The sequence below is a fragment of the Mycobacterium sp. 852002-51163_SCH5372311 genome, from assembly GCF_001667115.1.
Taxonomy (GTDB): Bacteria; Actinomycetota; Actinomycetes; order Mycobacteriales; family Mycobacteriaceae; genus Mycobacterium.
Window position 1 is genome coordinate 1 of record NZ_LZIJ01000186.1, and the last position, 16137, is coordinate 16137.

Annotated in this window: 17 protein-coding genes and 1 pseudogene; 2 read left to right on the forward strand and 16 right to left on the reverse strand. The window is 67.4% G+C overall.

Annotated elements, in window-relative coordinates:
* Nucleotides 1-154: 154 nt before the first annotated feature.
* The 5 genes from A5791_RS22145 to ruvC form a co-directional block, all read right to left on the reverse strand.
* Complete coding sequence (locus A5791_RS22145; protein ID WP_067241462.1) at nucleotides 155-847, reverse strand: hypothetical protein; 693 nt, start codon at nucleotides 845-847, stop codon at nucleotides 155-157.
* A 133-nt stretch (nucleotides 848-980) separates the two neighbouring features.
* Nucleotides 981-1367, reverse strand: a complete 387-nt coding sequence (locus A5791_RS22150; RefSeq protein WP_067241463.1) for a DUF1304 domain-containing protein — start codon at nucleotides 1365-1367, stop codon at nucleotides 981-983.
* A 15-nt stretch (nucleotides 1368-1382) separates the two neighbouring features.
* Nucleotides 1383-2444, reverse strand: coding sequence for a Holliday junction branch migration DNA helicase RuvB (ruvB, locus tag A5791_RS22155; RefSeq protein WP_067241465.1), 1062 nt, complete (start codon nucleotides 2442-2444; stop codon nucleotides 1383-1385).
* Nucleotides 2441-3034, reverse strand: a complete 594-nt coding sequence (gene ruvA, locus A5791_RS22160; protein WP_067241467.1) for a Holliday junction branch migration protein RuvA — start codon at nucleotides 3032-3034, stop codon at nucleotides 2441-2443. Before ruvA ends, ruvB begins: the two co-directional genes overlap by 4 nt.
* Nucleotides 3031-3585: a crossover junction endodeoxyribonuclease RuvC gene (ruvC, locus tag A5791_RS22165; protein ID WP_067241472.1), complete on the reverse strand. Its 555-nt coding sequence runs from the start codon at nucleotides 3583-3585 to the stop codon at nucleotides 3031-3033. The genes ruvA and ruvC overlap by 4 nt, the downstream gene beginning before the upstream one ends.
* A 117-nt stretch (nucleotides 3586-3702) precedes the next feature.
* Here ruvC and A5791_RS26180 point away from each other — a divergent pair.
* Both A5791_RS26180 and A5791_RS22170 read left to right on the forward strand, forming a co-directional pair.
* Nucleotides 3703-3869 (forward strand): annotated as a pseudogene (locus A5791_RS26180) (AbrB/MazE/SpoVT family DNA-binding domain-containing protein).
* A 13-nt stretch (nucleotides 3870-3882) separates the two neighbouring features.
* Entirely contained in the window at nucleotides 3883-4389 is a 507-nt protein-coding gene (locus A5791_RS22170) for a DUF2617 family protein (protein WP_067241475.1), read from the forward strand.
* 31 nt (nucleotides 4390-4420) lie between these two features.
* Here the strand turns inward: A5791_RS22170 and A5791_RS22175 are convergent, their stop codons facing one another.
* The 11 genes from A5791_RS22175 to thrS form a co-directional block, all read right to left on the reverse strand.
* The gene (locus tag A5791_RS22175) at nucleotides 4421-5176 is read right to left on the reverse strand and encodes a YebC/PmpR family DNA-binding transcriptional regulator (protein ID WP_067241476.1); all 756 of its coding nucleotides are present in this window, start codon (nucleotides 5174-5176) and stop codon (nucleotides 4421-4423) included.
* Nucleotides 5177-5307: 131 nt separating this feature from the next.
* A complete protein-coding gene (locus A5791_RS22180; RefSeq protein ID WP_067241477.1) occupies nucleotides 5308-6651 on the reverse strand; it encodes an AarF/ABC1/UbiB kinase family protein in 1344 nt (447 codons plus the stop codon).
* Between the two features lie 279 nt (nucleotides 6652-6930).
* Nucleotides 6931-7527, reverse strand: coding sequence for a pyridoxal 5'-phosphate synthase glutaminase subunit PdxT (gene pdxT, locus A5791_RS22185; RefSeq protein WP_067241478.1), 597 nt, complete (start codon nucleotides 7525-7527; stop codon nucleotides 6931-6933).
* Nucleotides 7524-8360, reverse strand: coding sequence for an acyl-CoA thioesterase II (gene tesB, locus A5791_RS22190; RefSeq protein ID WP_067241480.1), 837 nt, complete (start codon nucleotides 8358-8360; stop codon nucleotides 7524-7526). Before tesB ends, pdxT begins: the two co-directional genes overlap by 4 nt.
* Before the next feature lie 9 nt (nucleotides 8361-8369).
* Nucleotides 8370-9218: a pyridoxal 5'-phosphate synthase lyase subunit PdxS gene (pdxS, locus tag A5791_RS22195; protein ID WP_231995986.1), complete on the reverse strand. Its 849-nt coding sequence runs from the start codon at nucleotides 9216-9218 to the stop codon at nucleotides 8370-8372.
* 187 nt (nucleotides 9219-9405) lie between these two features.
* Nucleotides 9406-10470: an NUDIX domain-containing protein gene (locus tag A5791_RS22200; RefSeq protein ID WP_067241486.1), complete on the reverse strand. Its 1065-nt coding sequence runs from the start codon at nucleotides 10468-10470 to the stop codon at nucleotides 9406-9408.
* The gene (locus tag A5791_RS22205) at nucleotides 10470-11594 is read right to left on the reverse strand and encodes a glycosyltransferase family 4 protein (RefSeq protein WP_067241488.1); all 1125 of its coding nucleotides are present in this window, start codon (nucleotides 11592-11594) and stop codon (nucleotides 10470-10472) included. The genes A5791_RS22200 and A5791_RS22205 overlap by 1 nt, the downstream gene beginning before the upstream one ends.
* The gene (locus A5791_RS22210) at nucleotides 11594-12601 is read right to left on the reverse strand and encodes a phosphatidylinositol mannoside acyltransferase (RefSeq protein WP_067241491.1); all 1008 of its coding nucleotides are present in this window, start codon (nucleotides 12599-12601) and stop codon (nucleotides 11594-11596) included. The genes A5791_RS22205 and A5791_RS22210 overlap by 1 nt, the downstream gene beginning before the upstream one ends.
* Complete coding sequence (gene pgsA / locus A5791_RS22215) at nucleotides 12598-13263, reverse strand: phosphatidylinositol phosphate synthase (protein WP_067241574.1); 666 nt, start codon at nucleotides 13261-13263, stop codon at nucleotides 12598-12600. The genes A5791_RS22210 and pgsA overlap by 4 nt, the downstream gene beginning before the upstream one ends.
* Nucleotides 13260-13832, reverse strand: a complete 573-nt coding sequence (locus tag A5791_RS22220) for an HIT domain-containing protein (RefSeq protein ID WP_369828119.1) — start codon at nucleotides 13830-13832, stop codon at nucleotides 13260-13262. The genes pgsA and A5791_RS22220 overlap by 4 nt, the downstream gene beginning before the upstream one ends.
* Before the next feature lies 1 nt (nucleotide 13833).
* Nucleotides 13834-16005: a threonine--tRNA ligase gene (thrS, locus tag A5791_RS22225; protein WP_067241494.1), complete on the reverse strand. Its 2172-nt coding sequence runs from the start codon at nucleotides 16003-16005 to the stop codon at nucleotides 13834-13836.
* Nucleotides 16006-16137: the final 132 nt, after the last annotated feature.

Sequence of the window (16137 nt, forward strand, 5' to 3'; positions counted from 1 at the left end):
CAAAGACATTCCGCACATCACCCCGCCGATCATCGCCAAATACGTCAGCGACCTACGCCTACTCGGCCTGCTCTAACCCAGCGCCGACAAGACGCAAAAGCACCCGAAAACAACCATTTTCGGGTGCTTTTGCGTCTACTCGCGAGCGAGCGACTCAGGCCTGCGGGTGCGGCCACCCGGCCGCCGCGGTTTCGCGCTGTCGACGGAAACTCCTCCTCGGCTTCTTCGCGGGAGACGCGGTTCCCACTTGCGGCCGGGTCTCGGCGTCCGGCGACACCTCACGCGGCGGCTCTTCCAGACCGGAGTAGTACGGCTCGCCGGCCGGATGCGCCGCGGGTTCGGCGGATTCGGCAGGCGCCAATGGGTACACATCGCGGGCCAGTCGCACAGCCAGGCGGGCCAGCACGGCCCCACCCAGGAAGACGATCAGCGCACCGAGGCCCGAGAAGTACGCGATCTCGAGTGCCGCCCGTTTACGATCCGTGCCGGCAACCGGGTCGCCGACGGACCCTAGGTGCAACACCGGGGCAACCGCGCCGCCGACGACGAACCACGCGCCAGCAAGGGTTGCCAGCCAGCCGCCGACCATGGCGCTCGCGCGGTTGCCGGAGACGATCAGCAGCAGACCGCCCACCACCGTGATGGCTCCCGGCAGCACTTCCAGCCAGCCCCGGGCTGCGGTCCATGCCCATGCCCGGTCAGGAGTGTAGGCGAAGTTGAAGTGGGGACCGACGAAGGGAATCAGCGCCCCCCAGGCGCCCAGAATGACCAAGATCAGCCCGGTCACCGCGCCACGGGACCGCGGCATCCGCAGCCGGCCCGGACGGTTGCTTTCGACGTTTTTCATGACATCTCCTCGCTTCGGTACCGCGCTTGAGTACCCGGCCTCAGTGACCCCGAAGCGGCGATGCCACGCACAAAACGCCATGTCGCGTGGCCAATGAGGCTGGTGAGGCTGTTGTTATCAATGTGGCGAAATGTTACGCCGCCAGAGCCGTCGCGACCAGCACCACAGCAATGGCCGGAAACAGGCCCTGAACCAACGCGGCCCGCGCCTTCTCCCGTGCCGAGACCAACAGCACCACCGCTGCCAACCCCATCGATCCCACGCCGGCGAAGATCAGTGCGGCTCCGACGGCCTTGTGCCCCATCGCGATCGCGGCGATACCCACTGCGGTGACGATCGCCAGAAACAAGTTGTAGAAGCCCTGGTTGAGCGCGAGCAGCTTGGTGGTCTCGGCTTCCTCGGGCGTTGTGCCGAACGCGGCGCGAGTACGGGGCGAAGTCCAGGTCAGCGACTCCATCGTGAAGATGTAGACGTGCAGCAGCGCGGCCAGCCCGGCGAATACCAATCCGGCGATCAGCATGAGTGCCTCCACTCGCTAGTCGAACAGTCCAGGCTGTCCGAACCCGGTGACACCGGCCGGCGGGATCATGCCCAGGTGGGTCCACGCCTGGGCGGTGGCCACCCGGCCACGCGGGGTACGGGCGACCATACCGGCCCGGACCAGAAACGGCTCGCACACCTCCTCGACGGTCGCCGCCTCCTCCCCGACAGCTACCGCCAGCGTCGACACCCCGACCGGCCCGCCGCCGAAATTTCTGGTCAGCGCGGACAACACCGCCCGGTCCAGCCGGTCCAGACCGAGCTCGTCGACGTCGTAAACCGCCAGCGCGGACTTGGCAACGTCGCGGGTGATCACCCCGTCGGCGCGCACCTCGGCGAAGTCACGGACCCGGCGCAGCAGCCGGTTGGCGATCCGTGGCGTGCCGCGCGAGCGTAGGGCGATCTCCGCGGCGGCCTCGGCGCCCAGCTCGATGCCCAGGATCCCGGCGGAACGGGCCAGCACGCGTTCCAGTTCGGCGGGCTCGTAGAAGTCCATGTGCGCGGTGAAACCGAACCGGTCGCGCAGCGGCCCTGTCAGGGCGCCGGACCGGGTGGTCGCGCCGACCAGGGTGAACGGGGCAACCTCCAAGGGGATCGAGGTCGCGCCGGGACCTTTGCCGACGACCACGTCGACGCGGAAGTCCTCCATCGCCAGATAAAGCATTTCCTCGGCCGGGCGGGCGATGCGGTGGATCTCGTCGATGAACAGCACGTCGTGCTCGACCAGGTTGGACAGCATCGCGGCCAGGTCACCGGCTCGTTCCAGGGCGGGCCCGGACGTCACGCGCAGCGAGGAGCCGAGCTCGGCGGCGATGATCATCGCCAGGGACGTCTTACCCAGCCCCGGCGGCCCGGACAACAAAATGTGATCCGGTGTGCCGCCTCGGTTCTTGGCGCCCTCGATGACCAGTTGCAGTTGTTCGCGCACCCGCGGCTGGCCGATGAATTCGCGCAGCGAACGCGGTCGCAGGCTGCCGTCTACATCGCCCTCGCCGGACAGCAGCGCCCCGGAAATCTCGCGCGCCTCCGGATCTGGAGACTCTGAATCGGTGTTCATTTCGATTTTCCAAGCAGCGACAGGGCGGCGCGCAGGGCAGTCGAGGTGGTCGCGGCATGATCACCGGTCAGCACCTTGTCGGTGGCCTCCTCGGCCTGCTTGGCGGCAAACCCGAGGCCGACGAGAGCCTCGACCACGGGGCTTCGCACCGCGTGCCCGTTGACCGCGGGTGCGCCCACCGAAGCTCCGGCCAGTCCCACCTTGTCGCGCAGTTCCAGCACCATGCGTTCGGCGCCGCGTTTACCGATGCCGGGCACCCGGGTCAGGGCGGTGACGTCGCCGTCGGCCAGCGCCTGCCGCAGAGCGGCGGCGTCGTGCACTGCCAGCGTCGCCATCGCCAGCCGTGGCCCGACACCCGAAACCGACAGCAGCGTCAGGAACAGGTCGCGGGTTTCCCCGTCGCAGAACCCGTACAACGTCATGGAATCCTCACGCACGACCATTGCCGTGACCAGCCGGGCCTCGGTCCCCTGCCGCAGCGTCGCCAACGTCGACGGCGTCGCGTTCACCCGGTAGCCGACGCCGGCGGCCTCTATCACGACGTGGTCGAGCGCCACTTCGAGCACCTCACCGCGAACCGAGGCGATCATCGCGCGGCCTTCAGCTTGGCGAGGTACGCGTGTCGGTGCTGGGCGGCCAGCGCCTCAGCCGCGGCCATCCGCGCGATCATCGGCGCTCGCCAGCAGTGGCAGATCGCCAGGGCCAGCGCGTCCGCCGCGTCGGCTGGTGTCGGTTTGGCTTGCAGCGCAAGTATTTTGGTGACCATCGCGGTGACCTGGGCCTTGTCGGCGGCGCCGTTGCCGGTCACCGCGGCCTTGACCTCGCTGGGGGTGTGGAAATACACGTCGATCCCGCGCTTGGCCGCTGCCAGGGCGATCACGCCGCCGGCCTGGGCGGTCCCCATCACCGTCGACACATTGTGTTGGGAGAACACCCGCTCGATGGCCAGCACATCCGGATGATGCGTGTCCAGCCAATGGTCGACGGCGTCGCTGATGGTCAGCAGGCGCTGACCCAGCGGTGTGTCCGACGGTGTGCGCACCACATCGACATCCAGCGCGACGACCTGCCGGCCGCTTCCGCTCTCGACAACGGACAGCCCACAGCGCGTCAGGCCGGGGTCGACGCCCATCACCCGCATCGTCTGCTCCCCGCGTGGTAGGAAAGCTGCCGGTACGAACAGCTGTTCGAGAGCCTAACGGGCGCCACCGACAGCGGCGGGTAGGACACGCGGTCATGCTGGCGTGGCAAACGGTAGATTTTCCACCAAGCGACGACCATCGACGCAGGGGGCGCTTGGTGATTCCCAAGCGGATTCGCGACCGCCTCGGATTGCGCGGCAATGATCAGGTGGAGCTCCTCGTCGCCAGAGCGAAACGTCCCCTGCCTCCGCTGACCGACGAGGTCGTTCGGGAAGCGCGCTAGGAAGGAACTGCCGGTGCCACTCCATCAACTCGCCGTGGCTCCGGCGGACGTGTCCGGGACGAAACTCGGGCTCGCCCTCAATGTGCCGGCGCCGAGCCCGTTGGCGACCTACCGAGTGGACCACCCCGGTGGCGGTGCACTGCTACTCGGGGTCCTCGGCGCATCGCATGTCGTCACGGTGGAGCACCCGGGATGCCGTTTCTCCGAACAGGTTTCGTGTGCCGCGGGTGGAGACGGCCAACTGCCCCAGTACACGGACGCGCCGGGGTACTACTTGAAATCCCGCACCGAGACGCACGACGAGGCGACGTTCCGCCGGATCGCCGCGGACCTCCGCGAGCGTTGCGCGGCCGAAACCGGTTGGCTGGGCGGAATGTTCCCCGGCGACGACGCGGCGCTGACCGTGCTGGCCGCCGAACCCGACGGTTGCGGCTGGCGCTGGCAGACGTGGCACCTGTACCCCAACGGCTTGCGCGACGGCGGCACAGTGGTCCACACCGCGAGCCGCTGGCACCCGTGAGCCGGCCCGTGCTTGCCGGCCGCGGGCGCGGTCACTCCTCGTCGAGAGCAACCAAGACTTCGTCGGACACGTCGACGTTCGTCCAGACGTTCTGCACGTCGTCACTGTCTTCCAGGGCGTCGACCAGCTTGAACACCTTGCGGGCGCCATCGATGTCGACTGGCACGCTCACCGACGGCTGAAAACTGGCCTCAGCGGACTCGTAGTCGATACCGGCGTCCTGCAACGCCGTTCGCACCGCCACCAGGTCACCCGGCTCGGTGACGATCTCGAAGCTGTCGCCGAGGTCGTTGACGTCCTCGGCGCCCGCCTCCAGCACCGCCATCAACACGTCGTCTTCGGTCAGGCCGTTCTTCTCCAGCGTCACGACGCCCTTGCGGGAGAAAAGGTAAGCCACCGAGCCCGGGTCGGCCATGGTGCCGCCGTTGCGGGTCATCGCCACCCGCACCTCGCTGGCGGCGCGATTGCGATTGTCGGTCAAGCACTCGATCAGCACCGCTACGCCGTTGGGCGCGTAGCCCTCGTAGGTGATGGTTTGCCAGTCGGCGCCGCCGGCCTCTTCGCCGGCCCCGCGTTTGCGGGCCTTCTCGATGTTGTCGTTGGGTACCGAACTCTTCTTCGCCTTCTGAATCGCGTCGTAGAGCGTCGGGTTGCCTGCGGGGTCACCACCACCGACCCGGGCCGCAACCTCGATGTTCTTGATCAGCCGGGCGAACATCTTGCCGCGGCGAGCATCGATGACGGCCTTCTTGTGCTTGGTGGTGGCCCACTTGGAATGGCCGCTCATCCCCTGCTACCTCTTTTTTCTGGTTCTATGTCGTTTCTGGTTCTTATGTCTTTTCTGGTTCTACGTCTCGATAAGTTCGCCAAACGAGTCTACGTGGACGGGGGGCGCTGGTTGTCCCGCGCCCGCACGGCCTAGCCCGTATTGGGCTCGAAGAATCCCGGTAGCCATCGCTTGGCGAGCGTGGCGTATGCCACATGTGCGTCCAGCTGCACGGCGACCCCGAGCAGACCGCCGAGCGTGCGGAGCAACATGACCCATCCGGGCGGGATGGTCAACTGACGGGCGAGCTTGAACCGGTCCGCGAATCCTTCCCGCATCGGATCGGCCGTGACCAATGCCGTCTTCTGGAACCACTTCCGGGTGAAATGGAACTCACCGGCCCGTAGCGGGTCGATATAGGCCCACAGCGGGTCGATGTACTCCACCACTTGCTCGGCGGTCAGCTCGTAGTCGCGCGGCATGAACCCGAGCTTCTTCAGCAGCCGGATCACTTCATCCCACTGTTCGTCGCGCGCCCAGCACAGCAGTTCGCCGAAGTCGGCGGACAGACCGCCGGGATGCTCCGCGACGGCGCCGAAATCAATGACTCCGAGCCGGCCGTCCGCCAGCACCATGAAATTGCCCGGATGCGGGTCGGCGTGGACAAGTCCGACGCGTGCGGGTGAGCTCAAGATGAACTCGAAAAGCAAGGCGCCCACGGTGTCTCGTTCATCCCGAGTGCCCTCGCTGATGATCGTGGAAAGACGGCGGCCCTCCATCCACTCCGAGATGATGACCTTCGGCGCACTGGCGACCACTGCCGGCACGAAGTACTTCTCATCGCCCGCAAAGGCTTTCGCGAACGCACGCTGATAGTCGGCTTCCAGCCGGTAGTCCAGCTCCGCTTCGATGCGCTCGCTGACCTCTGCGACGATTCGGTCCACATCTGCCCGCGGCACAATCTGCTTCACGACCCAGGAGAACCGCTTTATCAGCTTGAGATCCGCCCGCAGGGCCTCGTCGGCACCGGGGTATTGGACCTTGACGGCGACCTCACGGCCGTCTTTCCACCTGCCCTTGTGAACCTGCCCAATGCTCGCGGAGGCGACGGGGGTGTCGTCGAAGGACTCGAAGCGTTGACGCCATTTGGTGCCCAGCTGGGCGTCGAGTACCCGGTGCACCTTTGCTGCGGGCAGTGGCGGGGCCTCGGTTTGCAGCTTGACCAAGGACTCGCGGAACGGCTCCGCGAACTGCGGTGGTATCGCGGCCTCCATCACCGACAGCGCCTGACCGACTTTCATGGCACCACCTTTGAGCTCGCCCAGCACCTGGAACAGCTCGTCGGCGGCCTTCTCCAGAAGTTCGGCGTTGACCTCGTCCTTGGACTTGCCGCTCATCCGCTTGCCCACGCCAAGAGCGGCGCGTCCAGCCGCGCCCGCCGGAAGGCTCGCCAGCTTTGCGACGCGTCCCAATCGGCCCCGCACGATGTCGGCCATGCACACATCATGCCTGGTGGGCGTCTGATCGCGAGGGCGCGAGCAGCTGTCAGGGGGCTTCGCCTCGCCGTGGGGGGTGCGCGTTCAGTGTGAACTGACGGCTTCCGGGGTGAGAGCAGGGTGGGAATCGGCGCGAATCTCCGCCCAGGCTGCACCCGCAAAGCCCAGGGTTCACACCCGCAAAGCCCGAGACTACGAATGGCTCCGCAGGCATGAACACTCGCCTGATCAGTCCGCGGGAATACCGGACTGCCCTCTGGGTTCAGCGTCCCGCGAGGGCTACGCCCGCCCGGTGATGATGTCTACGAACAGCCGGTGGATGCGACGGTCGCCGGTCATCTCCGGGTGGAACGCCGTCGCAAGCACCTGTCCCTGACGTACGGCGACGACGTGGCCGGCGGCGCGCGCCAGCACCTGCACATTGGCGCCCACTCGCTCGACCCAGGGCGCGCGGATGAATACCGCCCGCACCGGGTCATCCAGGCCGGCAAACACGACGTCACCTTCGAACGAGTCCACCTGCCGTCCAAAAGCGTTGCGGCGCACCGTCATATCGACAGCGGCCAATGGCAGCGCCTCGCGCCCGTCGGCGCCCGCGTCCAGGATCTCGCTGGCCAGCAGGATCATCCCGGCGCACGCGCCATAGGCTGGGAGCCCGTCGGCCAGCCGCGCGCGCAACGGCTCCAGCAAGTCGATGTCGACCAGCAAGTGGCTCATCGTGGTGGATTCCCCGCCCGGAATGACCAAGCCGTCCACCGCTTCGAGCTCGCTGCGGCGGCGCACCGTCATCGGTTCGGCGCCGCATTCGCGCAGCGCGGCCAGGTGTTCGCGCGTGTCGCCTTGCAGCGCAAGGACACCGACCTTGGGAGCCTTCACGGCTGGTAGCCGCGCTTGAAGCGGGTCAGCCCTTCCTGCATGACCGCCGCCACCAACTCACCGCGCTGGGTGAAGATCTTGCCCTGGGTGAGCGCCCGACCCCCGTTGGCCGACGGCGAGGACTGGTCGTAGAGCAGCCATTCGTCGGCACGAAAGGACCGCATGAACCACATCGCGTGATCAAGCGAGGCCACTTGCAGATGCTCGCGCACGTCGAGGTGTGTGACCTGCGCCGATCCCAGCAGCGTGAGGTCGCTCATGTAGGCCAGCGCGCAGATGTGCAGCACCGGGTCGTCGGGCAGCGGATCGCGATGCCGAAACCACACCTGCTGCTGGGATGCCTTGCCGGGCAGACGTTGCAGCTTCTCCCGCGGCACGATGCAGACGTCCCACTCCTCGAACTGCTTGAACCCGGCGTCGTCGAACACCCGGACCGACTGCAAGCCTGGGAGGCCGTCGGGCGGCGGAGCGGCCGGCATGGCGTCCTGATGGCTGATCCCCTGCTGGTGGGTCTGAAACGACGCCCCCATGCTGAAGATAATTTCGCCGTGCTGGATGGCGTTGACTCGCCTGGTGGCGAACGATCCGCCGTCGCGGGTGCGCTCCACCAGGAAAATCGTCCGCTCCTTGGCATCGCCCGGCCGCAGGAAGTAACCGTGCAGCGAGTGCACGCGGTAGCGCGGGTCGACGGTCCGCACCGCCGACACCAGCGATTGCCCCGCCACATGACCGCCGAACGTGCGCTGCAGGAAACCCGAGTCTGGGCTGAACACGCTGCCGCGATAGATGTTGACCTCGAGTTGCTCGAGATCAAGGATCTCCTCGATCGCCACGTGAAGTTTTTACCAGCCGCGTTCGGCCAGGCGATGCGGCGCGGCAATCTGCTCCACGTTGATGCCCACCATCGGCTCGCCCAGCCCGCGCGACACCTTGGCCAGCACGTCCGGGTCGTCGTAGAACGTGGTGGCCTTGACGATCGCGGCGGCGCGCTGCGCGGGGTCGCCCGACTTGAAAATGCCCGACCCGACGAAGACGCCCTCGGCCCCGAGCTGCATCATCATCGCCGCGTCGGCGGGGGTGGCGATGCCGCCCGCGGTGAACAGCGTGACGGGCAGCTTGCCGGCCCGCGCCACCTCGACGACGAGCTCGTATGGCGCCTGCAATTCCTTTGCGGCAACGTACAATTCGTCCTCAGACAACGAGGCGAGCCGGCGGATCTCGCCGCCGATCGCCCGCATGTGCGTGGTCGCGTTGGAGACGTCGCCGGTACCGGCTTCGCCTTTGGAGCGGATCATCGCCGCCCCTTCGCTGATTCGGCGCAGCGCTTCACCGAGATTTGTCGCTCCGCACACGAACGGCACGGTGAACTTCCACTTGTCGATGTGGTGGGTGTAGTCGGCGGGAGTCAGCACCTCGGATTCGTCGATGTAGTCCACGCCGAGACTTTGCAAGATCTGCGCCTCGACGAAGTGTCCGATGCGCGCCTTGGCCATCACCGGAATGGTGACCGCGGCGATGATGCCCTCGATCATGTCGGGGTCGCTCATCCGCGAGACCCCGCCCTGTGCGCGGATATCGGCGGGCACCCGCTCCAAAGCCATCACCGCGACCGCACCGGCGCCCTCGGCGACCTTGGCCTGCTCCGGGGTGACGACGTCCATGATGACGCCGCCCTTGAGCATCTCCGCCATGCCGCGCTTGACCCGCGCGGTCCCGGTTTGCCCGCTACCGTTCGGCGAAGGGGCGGTATCCACTGCTGATCTCCTTCAACTGGTGTCCGACCAGTCTAATGAGGGGCGCCCCTTCCCTCGCGAGCAGCCGCAGAATCGCACTCCGCGGGCCCTAAGAGTGCGATTCTGCGTCTGCTCGCCGAGAAACTCAGCGGATGGACTGCAGTTGGCGCGGCCGCTCGGCACTGCGGCTGTCGGCCAGTGCGACCGCATCGGCGAGCCGTTCGGCCAGCTGAAGCGGGTACACGGTTTCGCCGGCCGCCACCAGCTCGGCGATATCGTCCGCGGTGCACCACCGATGGCCGTGGATGTAGCGGCGTTCCAAATCGGTCCGCCCCACGGTGGACGGCTCGAACCGCTGGGTGCGGTAGACGAAGAAGAACTCCTCGCTGTCGATCAGGGCGTCGTTGAACTCGAAGACCTCGTCGCGTCGCCAGACGGGCCCGATCATGTCCGCCGGCTTGACCCGCAAGCCGGTCTCTTCGGCGAGTTCTCGCGCCGCGGCTTCGGCCAGCCGCTCACCTTGCTGCACTTCGCCACCGATGGTGAACCACCACCGCGGCGCAGCGCCCAAGGCCAAATTCTCCATAGCCGGATCCGAACCGCACAGCAACAGCACCGCGCCGGCCTCGTCGAGCAGCACCACCCGGGCCGACGTGCGGTGGTTGAGCACACCTGGCGCCCCGACATCGCTGTGCGCCAACGCATGCGGCCGCTCGGCGATCTCGAAATACGTTGGCAGCGGGGCTCTTCCGCCCAGCCGGAACAAGCGGACCATGCGCCGCTCGGCCAGCACCAGCGTGTCGCGGACCGCGTCGTTGTGGAATCGGCGGGCAAGGAGGACCCGGGCTTCGGCATCCGCGAGCTCGGCGACCAGGCCCGCCGGCAGCGATGCCGGATCCACCATGGCCAGCGCCGCCGAGAGCTCGTTTTCGCACGCTTCGCGCAGGTGCCGCGGCGCCCGCTCGGCGGCGTCGGCCAGCGCGGTCAGCCGACGGCCCTCGGGCGAGTCGCCGTACGCGTCGATCGCGACGGCGCGGGCCACCACCGCACGCCGGGCCAGCGCACTGTCCAGCGCCTGCCACGACAGGTCGTAGCGCACGTTCAACCGGTCCAGCCGGTTGGCCCGCTGATACCCCCAGGCGCCGAACACGGCCAGCACCGCAAAGAGCACCGCTGCCAGCACAATGACGGCGATCGTCAGCGAGGTCATCAGCTGGCCACCTGGACCTTGGTGCCCGCCCCGGCGACGGTCTCGTATACCCGCATGATCTGGCTGGCCACTACCGACCAGTCATAGCGACCGACGGCCTGCGTCCCCGCGGCCACGTATCTTTCCCGCAGCACGTCGTTCTCCAGCACCGCCACCAGCGCATCGGCCAGCGCGGCTCCGTCACCCACCGGCACCAGGCGGCCGATTTCGCCGTCACACAGCACCCGCCGGAAGGCGTCCAGGTCGCTGGCCACCACCGGGGTGCCGGCGGCCATCGCCTCGACCAGGACGATGCCGAAACTCTCGCCGCCGAGGTTGGGCGCGCAGTACACGTCGGCGCTGCGCATCGCCGACGCTTTTTCAGCGTCGTCGACCTGACCCAGAAAACGGATGTGCTGCACCAATTCGCCTGCCTGGGCCCGCAATTGGTCCTCGTCACCGCGGCCCACCACCAGCAACTGCACATCGCTGAAGCGCTCCACCAGTCTGGGCAGCGCGTCGAGCAGTACCGCGATGCCCTTGCGCGGCTCGTCGTAGCGGCCCAGGAACAGCACCGTCTTGCCGGGCCGTGGATAGCCGTCGAGCAGCGGCGCCGACGCCAGCGATTCGACATCGACCCCGTTGGGGATCTCGACCGCGTCGGAGCCCAGCGCCTCCATCTGCCAGCGCCGGGCCAAGTCCGACACCGCGATCCGGCCGACGATCTTCTCGTGCCAGGGCCGCAGCACACCCTGGAAAACGGCCAGCGTCAGCGATTTGGTGGTCGAGGTGTGGAAGGTCGCCACAATCGGGCCCTCGGCAACCCGCAGCGCCCACATCGACAGGCTGGGCGCATTCGGTTCGTGCAGGTGCAGGACGTCGAAGTCACCCTCGGCCAGCCAGCGCCTGACCCGTCCGTGTACGGCCGGACTGAACTGCAACCGCGCCACCGAGCCGTTGTAGGGAATCGGGATCGCCCGCCCCGCCGAGACGACGTAATCGGGCAGCGACACGTCCGGCGAGGCCGGCGCGAGCACACTGACCTCGTGGCCGCGGGCACGCATCACCTCGGCCAGTTGCAACACATGTGACTGGACCCCACCCGGCACGTCGAACGAGTAGGGACACACCATCCCGATCCGCATCAAGCTTCCTTCAACCAAGCCTGTCTCGCATCGGACAGATCGGCCAGCCACTGGGGCTGCATCATGTGCCAATCGGCGGGATGAGCGGCGATGTTGGTGGCGAACTGGTCTGCCAGCGCCTGGGTGATCACGCCCACGTCGCCGCTGCTGCAATCCAGCGGCTCCTGGATCGAGCAACCCCAGCCTTGAACCTCACCGTCCTCGAACCAGCAGTGCACCGGCAGCAACGCCGCCCCGGTCTCGATGGCGAGTTTGGCCGGCCCCGCCGGCATCCGGGTGGCTTCGCCGAAGAAATCCACTTCGACGCCCGTGCGGGTGAGGTCGCGCTCGGCCATCAGGCACACTGCCCGGTTGTCGGCCAGCCGCTCGCACAGCACCTCGAAGGGCGGCCGGAACGACGCCTGGCTGCCGCCCGATAGCGGCAGCACCTCGAAGCCGAGGCTCTGGCGGTAATCGATGAAGCGCCGGTACAGCGACTCGGGCTTGAGTCGTTCCGCGACGGTGGTGAAGGTGCCGCGGGTCTGCACCAGCCACACCCCGGCCATGTCCCAGTTGCCGCTGTGTGGCAAGGCAAGCACCACACCGCGACCGGCGGCTAAGGCGGCGTCCAGGTTGTCGGCGCCGCGGAACGCTTGGTCGAGCACTTGGGCCAGCGCGTGATGGTCCATGGTCGGCAGCCGGAACGCCTCCCGCCAGTAGCGGGCGTAGGACGCCAGCGAGGCGCGCATCAGTGCGTCCGGGACTTCGCGGGGCGGCACCCCGATGACGCGGGCCAGGTTCTTCCGGAGTTGCTCGGGGCCCCCGTGGCGTGACGCGTAGCGCGCCCCGGTGTCGAATGCGCTGCGCGCAGCGAACTCCGGCATCGCCCGCACGGCCATCCAGCCGGTCGCGTACGCCCAGTCGGTCGCGGTATTGGTCACCAGGCTGCGGGCCAGCTGGCGTTGCGCGCCAATGACTCCCAGGCCTAATCGAGGGCTCAATCGGGTGCCGAATCGTGCGGCGGTCATGGCCCGCTCTTTCCCGGACCGACGGCGGGACCGCTGATCCGATCGGTGGCGCCGGGCGAGGTCCACACCGTGTGCAACCGCTGTGCGCAAGTGATCAGGCTGGCCACCGCCAGCGCCCACATGCCGACCGCCAGGGCCGGCGGCCAGCCGATGTATGGAAGGTCGGACACGCCGGCGCCGGTCAGCACGATGATCAGCCGCTCCGGGCGTTCGATGAAACCGCCGTCGCCGCGCAACTTGCTGGCTTCCGCGCGGGCCTTGATGTACGAGATGACTTGCGAGGTGACCAGGCAGACCAGCGTCGCCACCGCCAGCACCGTGTCGTGCTTGTGAAACGCGATCCACCACAGCAGGCCGCAGAACACCGCGCCGTCGCTGATCCGGTCGCAGGTGGCATCCAGCACCGCGCCGAAACGAGTGCCGCCGCCGCGTTCGCGTGCCATCGCCCCGTCGAGCATGTCGAACACCACGAAGAACGTCACCACGAGCACGCCGGCAAAAAGCTTGCCCATCGGAAAGAGTGTCAGCGCCGCGGCCACCGAGGCAGCGGTGCCCAGGATCGTGACACGGTCCGGAGTGAGTCCGATCCGCAGCGCCGCCCGGGCGGCTGGGGTGGTGATCCGTGCGAATGCCGCCCGGGACAGAAACGGCAGCTTACTCATGATTGCCGGGCCCATTCCGTGGCAAGCAGCCGCCGCGTGTCGCGCAGCAACTGTGGGATCACCTTGGAGCCGCCGATGATCGTGATGAAGTTCGCGTCGCCGCCCCACCGCGGCACCACGTGCACGTGCAGGTGCTCGGCCAGCGACCCGCCGGCCGACGTGCCCAGGTTCAGGCCCACGTTGAAGCCGTGCGGGCGGGAGACCTTCTTGATGACGCGAATCGCCTTCTGGGTGAACGCCATCAACTCTGCGCTCTCCGGCTCGGTCAGGTCCTCGAGCTCGGAAACCCGCCGGTAGGGCACCACCATCAGGTGCCCGGGGTTGTACGGGTAGAGGTTGAGCACGGCGTAGACGAGTTCGCCGCGGGCGACCACCAGACCTTCTTCGTCGGACATCCGCGGGATGTCGCTGAATGGCTGGGCGCGTTCGGCGTCGTCGCGCTTCATCGGCGCTTCGGCGAGGTAGTTCATCCGATACGGCGTCCACAGCCGCTGCAGCTGGTCGCGCTCGCCGACGCCGGTGTCGAAGATGGTGTCGTCGGCACGATCGTCACTTTCCGAACGCTCCAGGTCACTCACTGTGTTTCTCCGAGCGCTCCGGGCTCTCCGAGCTCTCCGGGGTGGTCAAATTCACCAATTCGGCTGTGGGAGTGGCATTCTGGCGATCGGCGATCCATCTCACGATGGCTGCCACCGCCGCATCGCGGGGCACGCCGTTGATCTGGGTGCGGTCGCCGAACCGGAAGCTCACCGCGCCGGCCTGGACGTCACGGTCGCCGGCCAGCAGCATGAACGGCACCTTCTGATTGGTGTGGTGCACGATCTTCTTGGCCATCCGATCGTCGCTGGAGTCCACCTCGACCCGCACCCCATGCGACTTCAGCTGTGCCGCAACGTCTTCCAGATAACCGACGTGCTCGTCGGCGACTGGGATGCCGACCACCTGGACGGGCGCCAACCAGACCGGGAACGCGCCCGCGTAGTGCTCGGTGAGAACGCCGAAGAACCGCTCGATCGACCCGAACAGAGCGCGGTGGATCAGCACCGGCCGCTGCCGCGACCCGTCGCCGGCGGTGTACTCGAGGTCGAACCGCTCGGGCATGTTGAAGTCCAGCTGAATGGTCGACATCTGCCAGTTGCGGCCCAGCGCATCCTTGACTTGCACCGAGATCTTGGGGCCGTAGAACGCCGCGCCGCCCGGGTCCGGAATCAAGTGCAGGCCGGAGGCTTCGCCGACCTCGCGCAGGACCTCGGTGGCCTCGTCCCACACCTCGTCGGAGCCGACGTACTTGTCCGGGTCTTTGGTCGAAAGCTCCAGGTGAAACTCGTCGAGCCCGTAGTCGGCCAGCAGGTCGAGCACGAAGCGCAGCAACGAGGCCAGCTCGTCGCGCATCTGCTCGCGGGTGCAGTAGATGTGCGCGTCGTCCTGGGTCATGCCGCGCACCCGGGTCAGGCCGTGCACCACACCGGACTTCTCGTAGCGGTAAACACTGCCGAACTCGAAGAGCCGCAACGGTAATTCGCGGTACGAGCGGCCGCGGGATCGGTAGATCAAATGGTGCATCGGGCAGTTCATCGGCTTGAGGTAGTAGTCCTGCCCGGGCTTGCGTACCGTGCCGTCCTCGTTGAACTCCGCGTCGATGTGCATCGGCGGGAACATGCCCTCGGCGTACCACTCCAGGTGGCCCGACGTGATGTACAGCTGCTCCTTGGTGATGTGCGGGGTGTTGACGAAGTCGTAGCCCGCCTCGATGTGCTTGCGCCGCGAGTAGTCCTCGAGCTCGGCGCGTACGATCCCGCCCTTGGGGTGGAAAACGGCCAAGCCCGAACCAATCTCGTCGGGGAAGCTGAACAGGTCCAGCTCAGCGCCGAGCCTGCGGTGGTCGCGACGCTGGGCTTCCGCGAGCAGTTCGAGATGGTGGTCCAGGGCCTCCTGCGATTCCCAGGCGGTGCCGTAGATGCGCTGCAGGCTGGCGTTGTTCTGGTCGCCCCGCCAATAGGCGGCCGAGCTTCTGGTCAGCTTGAAAGCCGGGATGTGCTTGGTGGTGGGGATGTGCGGTCCGCGGCACAGGTCGCCCCAGACGCGTTGGCGGCTACGGGGATTGAGGTTGTCGTAGGCCGTCAGTTCGTCGCCGCCGACCTCCATTATTTCGGCCATGTTCTCGGTCCCGACCGACTTGTCGTCGACGAGTTCGAGCTTGTAGGGCTCGCCGGCCAGCTCGCGGCGGGCCTGGTCCTTGGACTCGTAGACGCGCCGGTCGAACAACTGTCCTTCCTTGACTATCTGACGCATCCGCTTCTCCACCGCGGCCAGGTCCTCCGGGGTGAACGGCTCGGCCACATCGAAGTCGTAGTAGAAGCCGTCGGTGATGGGCGGCCCGATGCCCAGTTTGGCTTGCGGGAACAAATCTTGGACGGCCTGGGCCAGCACGTGCGCCGCCGAATGCCGGATCACGCTGCGACCGTCCTCGGTGTTGGCCGCGACCGGGACGACGTCGGCGTCGGTGTCCGGCACCCAGCTCAGGTCGCGCAACTGGCCGTCGGCGTCGCGCACCACCACGATCGCGTCGGGCACTCCGCGCCTCGGCAGCCCTGCTTCGCCCACCGCCGCGGCAGCCGTCGTTCCGGCAGGAACCTTGAGGGTCGCTTGCGGTGAACCCGGCGAACCCGGCGCAACCGGCGCAGCCGAGTGCCGCGGGTCGCCGCCGTCGGCTCCCGGGACGGGCTGTGCGGGGACGCTCATCGGGTTGGTCTCCAGGTTTATGCGTGTTCGATAGCCACCAATGGACCTAGCTGGACCTAGCTGGCCCTAGCAATGTTATCGGGGGCCTTTGCGGCTCGTCGGGGCCGAACCCGACGAGCCCAAGCCGTCAAT

Coding starts and splice junctions, on each gene's coding strand:
- A5791_RS22150 (WP_067241463.1), bottom strand. CDS start 1,367: ATGCTGATCGCCGGATTGGTATTCGCCGGGCTGGCCGCGCTGCTGCAC.
- A5791_RS22200 (WP_067241486.1), bottom strand. CDS start 10,470: ATGACCTCGCTGACGATCGCCGTCATTGTGCTGGCAGCGGTGCTCTTT.
- A5791_RS22180 (WP_067241477.1), bottom strand. CDS start 6,651: ATGGCCGACATCGTGCGGGGCCGATTGGGACGCGTCGCAAAGCTGGCG.
- thrS (WP_067241494.1), bottom strand. CDS start 16,005: ATGAGCGTCCCCGCACAGCCCGTCCCGGGAGCCGACGGCGGCGACCCG.
- A5791_RS22175 (WP_067241476.1), bottom strand. CDS start 5,176: ATGAGCGGCCATTCCAAGTGGGCCACCACCAAGCACAAGAAGGCCGTC.
- pdxS (WP_231995986.1), bottom strand. CDS start 9,218: ATGGCGGAGATGCTCAAGGGCGGCGTCATCATGGACGTCGTCACCCCG.
- A5791_RS22145 (WP_067241462.1), bottom strand. CDS start 847: ATGAAAAACGTCGAAAGCAACCGTCCGGGCCGGCTGCGGATGCCGCGG.
- A5791_RS22205 (WP_067241488.1), bottom strand. CDS start 11,594: ATGCGGATCGGGATGGTGTGTCCCTACTCGTTCGACGTGCCGGGTGGG.
- ruvC (WP_067241472.1), bottom strand. CDS start 3,585: ATGCGGGTGATGGGCGTCGACCCCGGCCTGACGCGCTGTGGGCTGTCC.
- pgsA (WP_067241574.1), bottom strand. CDS start 13,263: ATGAGTAAGCTGCCGTTTCTGTCCCGGGCGGCATTCGCACGGATCACC.
- ruvA (WP_067241467.1), bottom strand. CDS start 3,034: ATGATCGCCTCGGTTCGCGGTGAGGTGCTCGAAGTGGCGCTCGACCAC.
- A5791_RS22210 (WP_067241491.1), bottom strand. CDS start 12,601: ATGACCGCCGCACGATTCGGCACCCGATTGAGCCCTCGATTAGGCCTG.
- ruvB (WP_067241465.1), bottom strand. CDS start 2,444: ATGAACACCGATTCAGAGTCTCCAGATCCGGAGGCGCGCGAGATTTCC.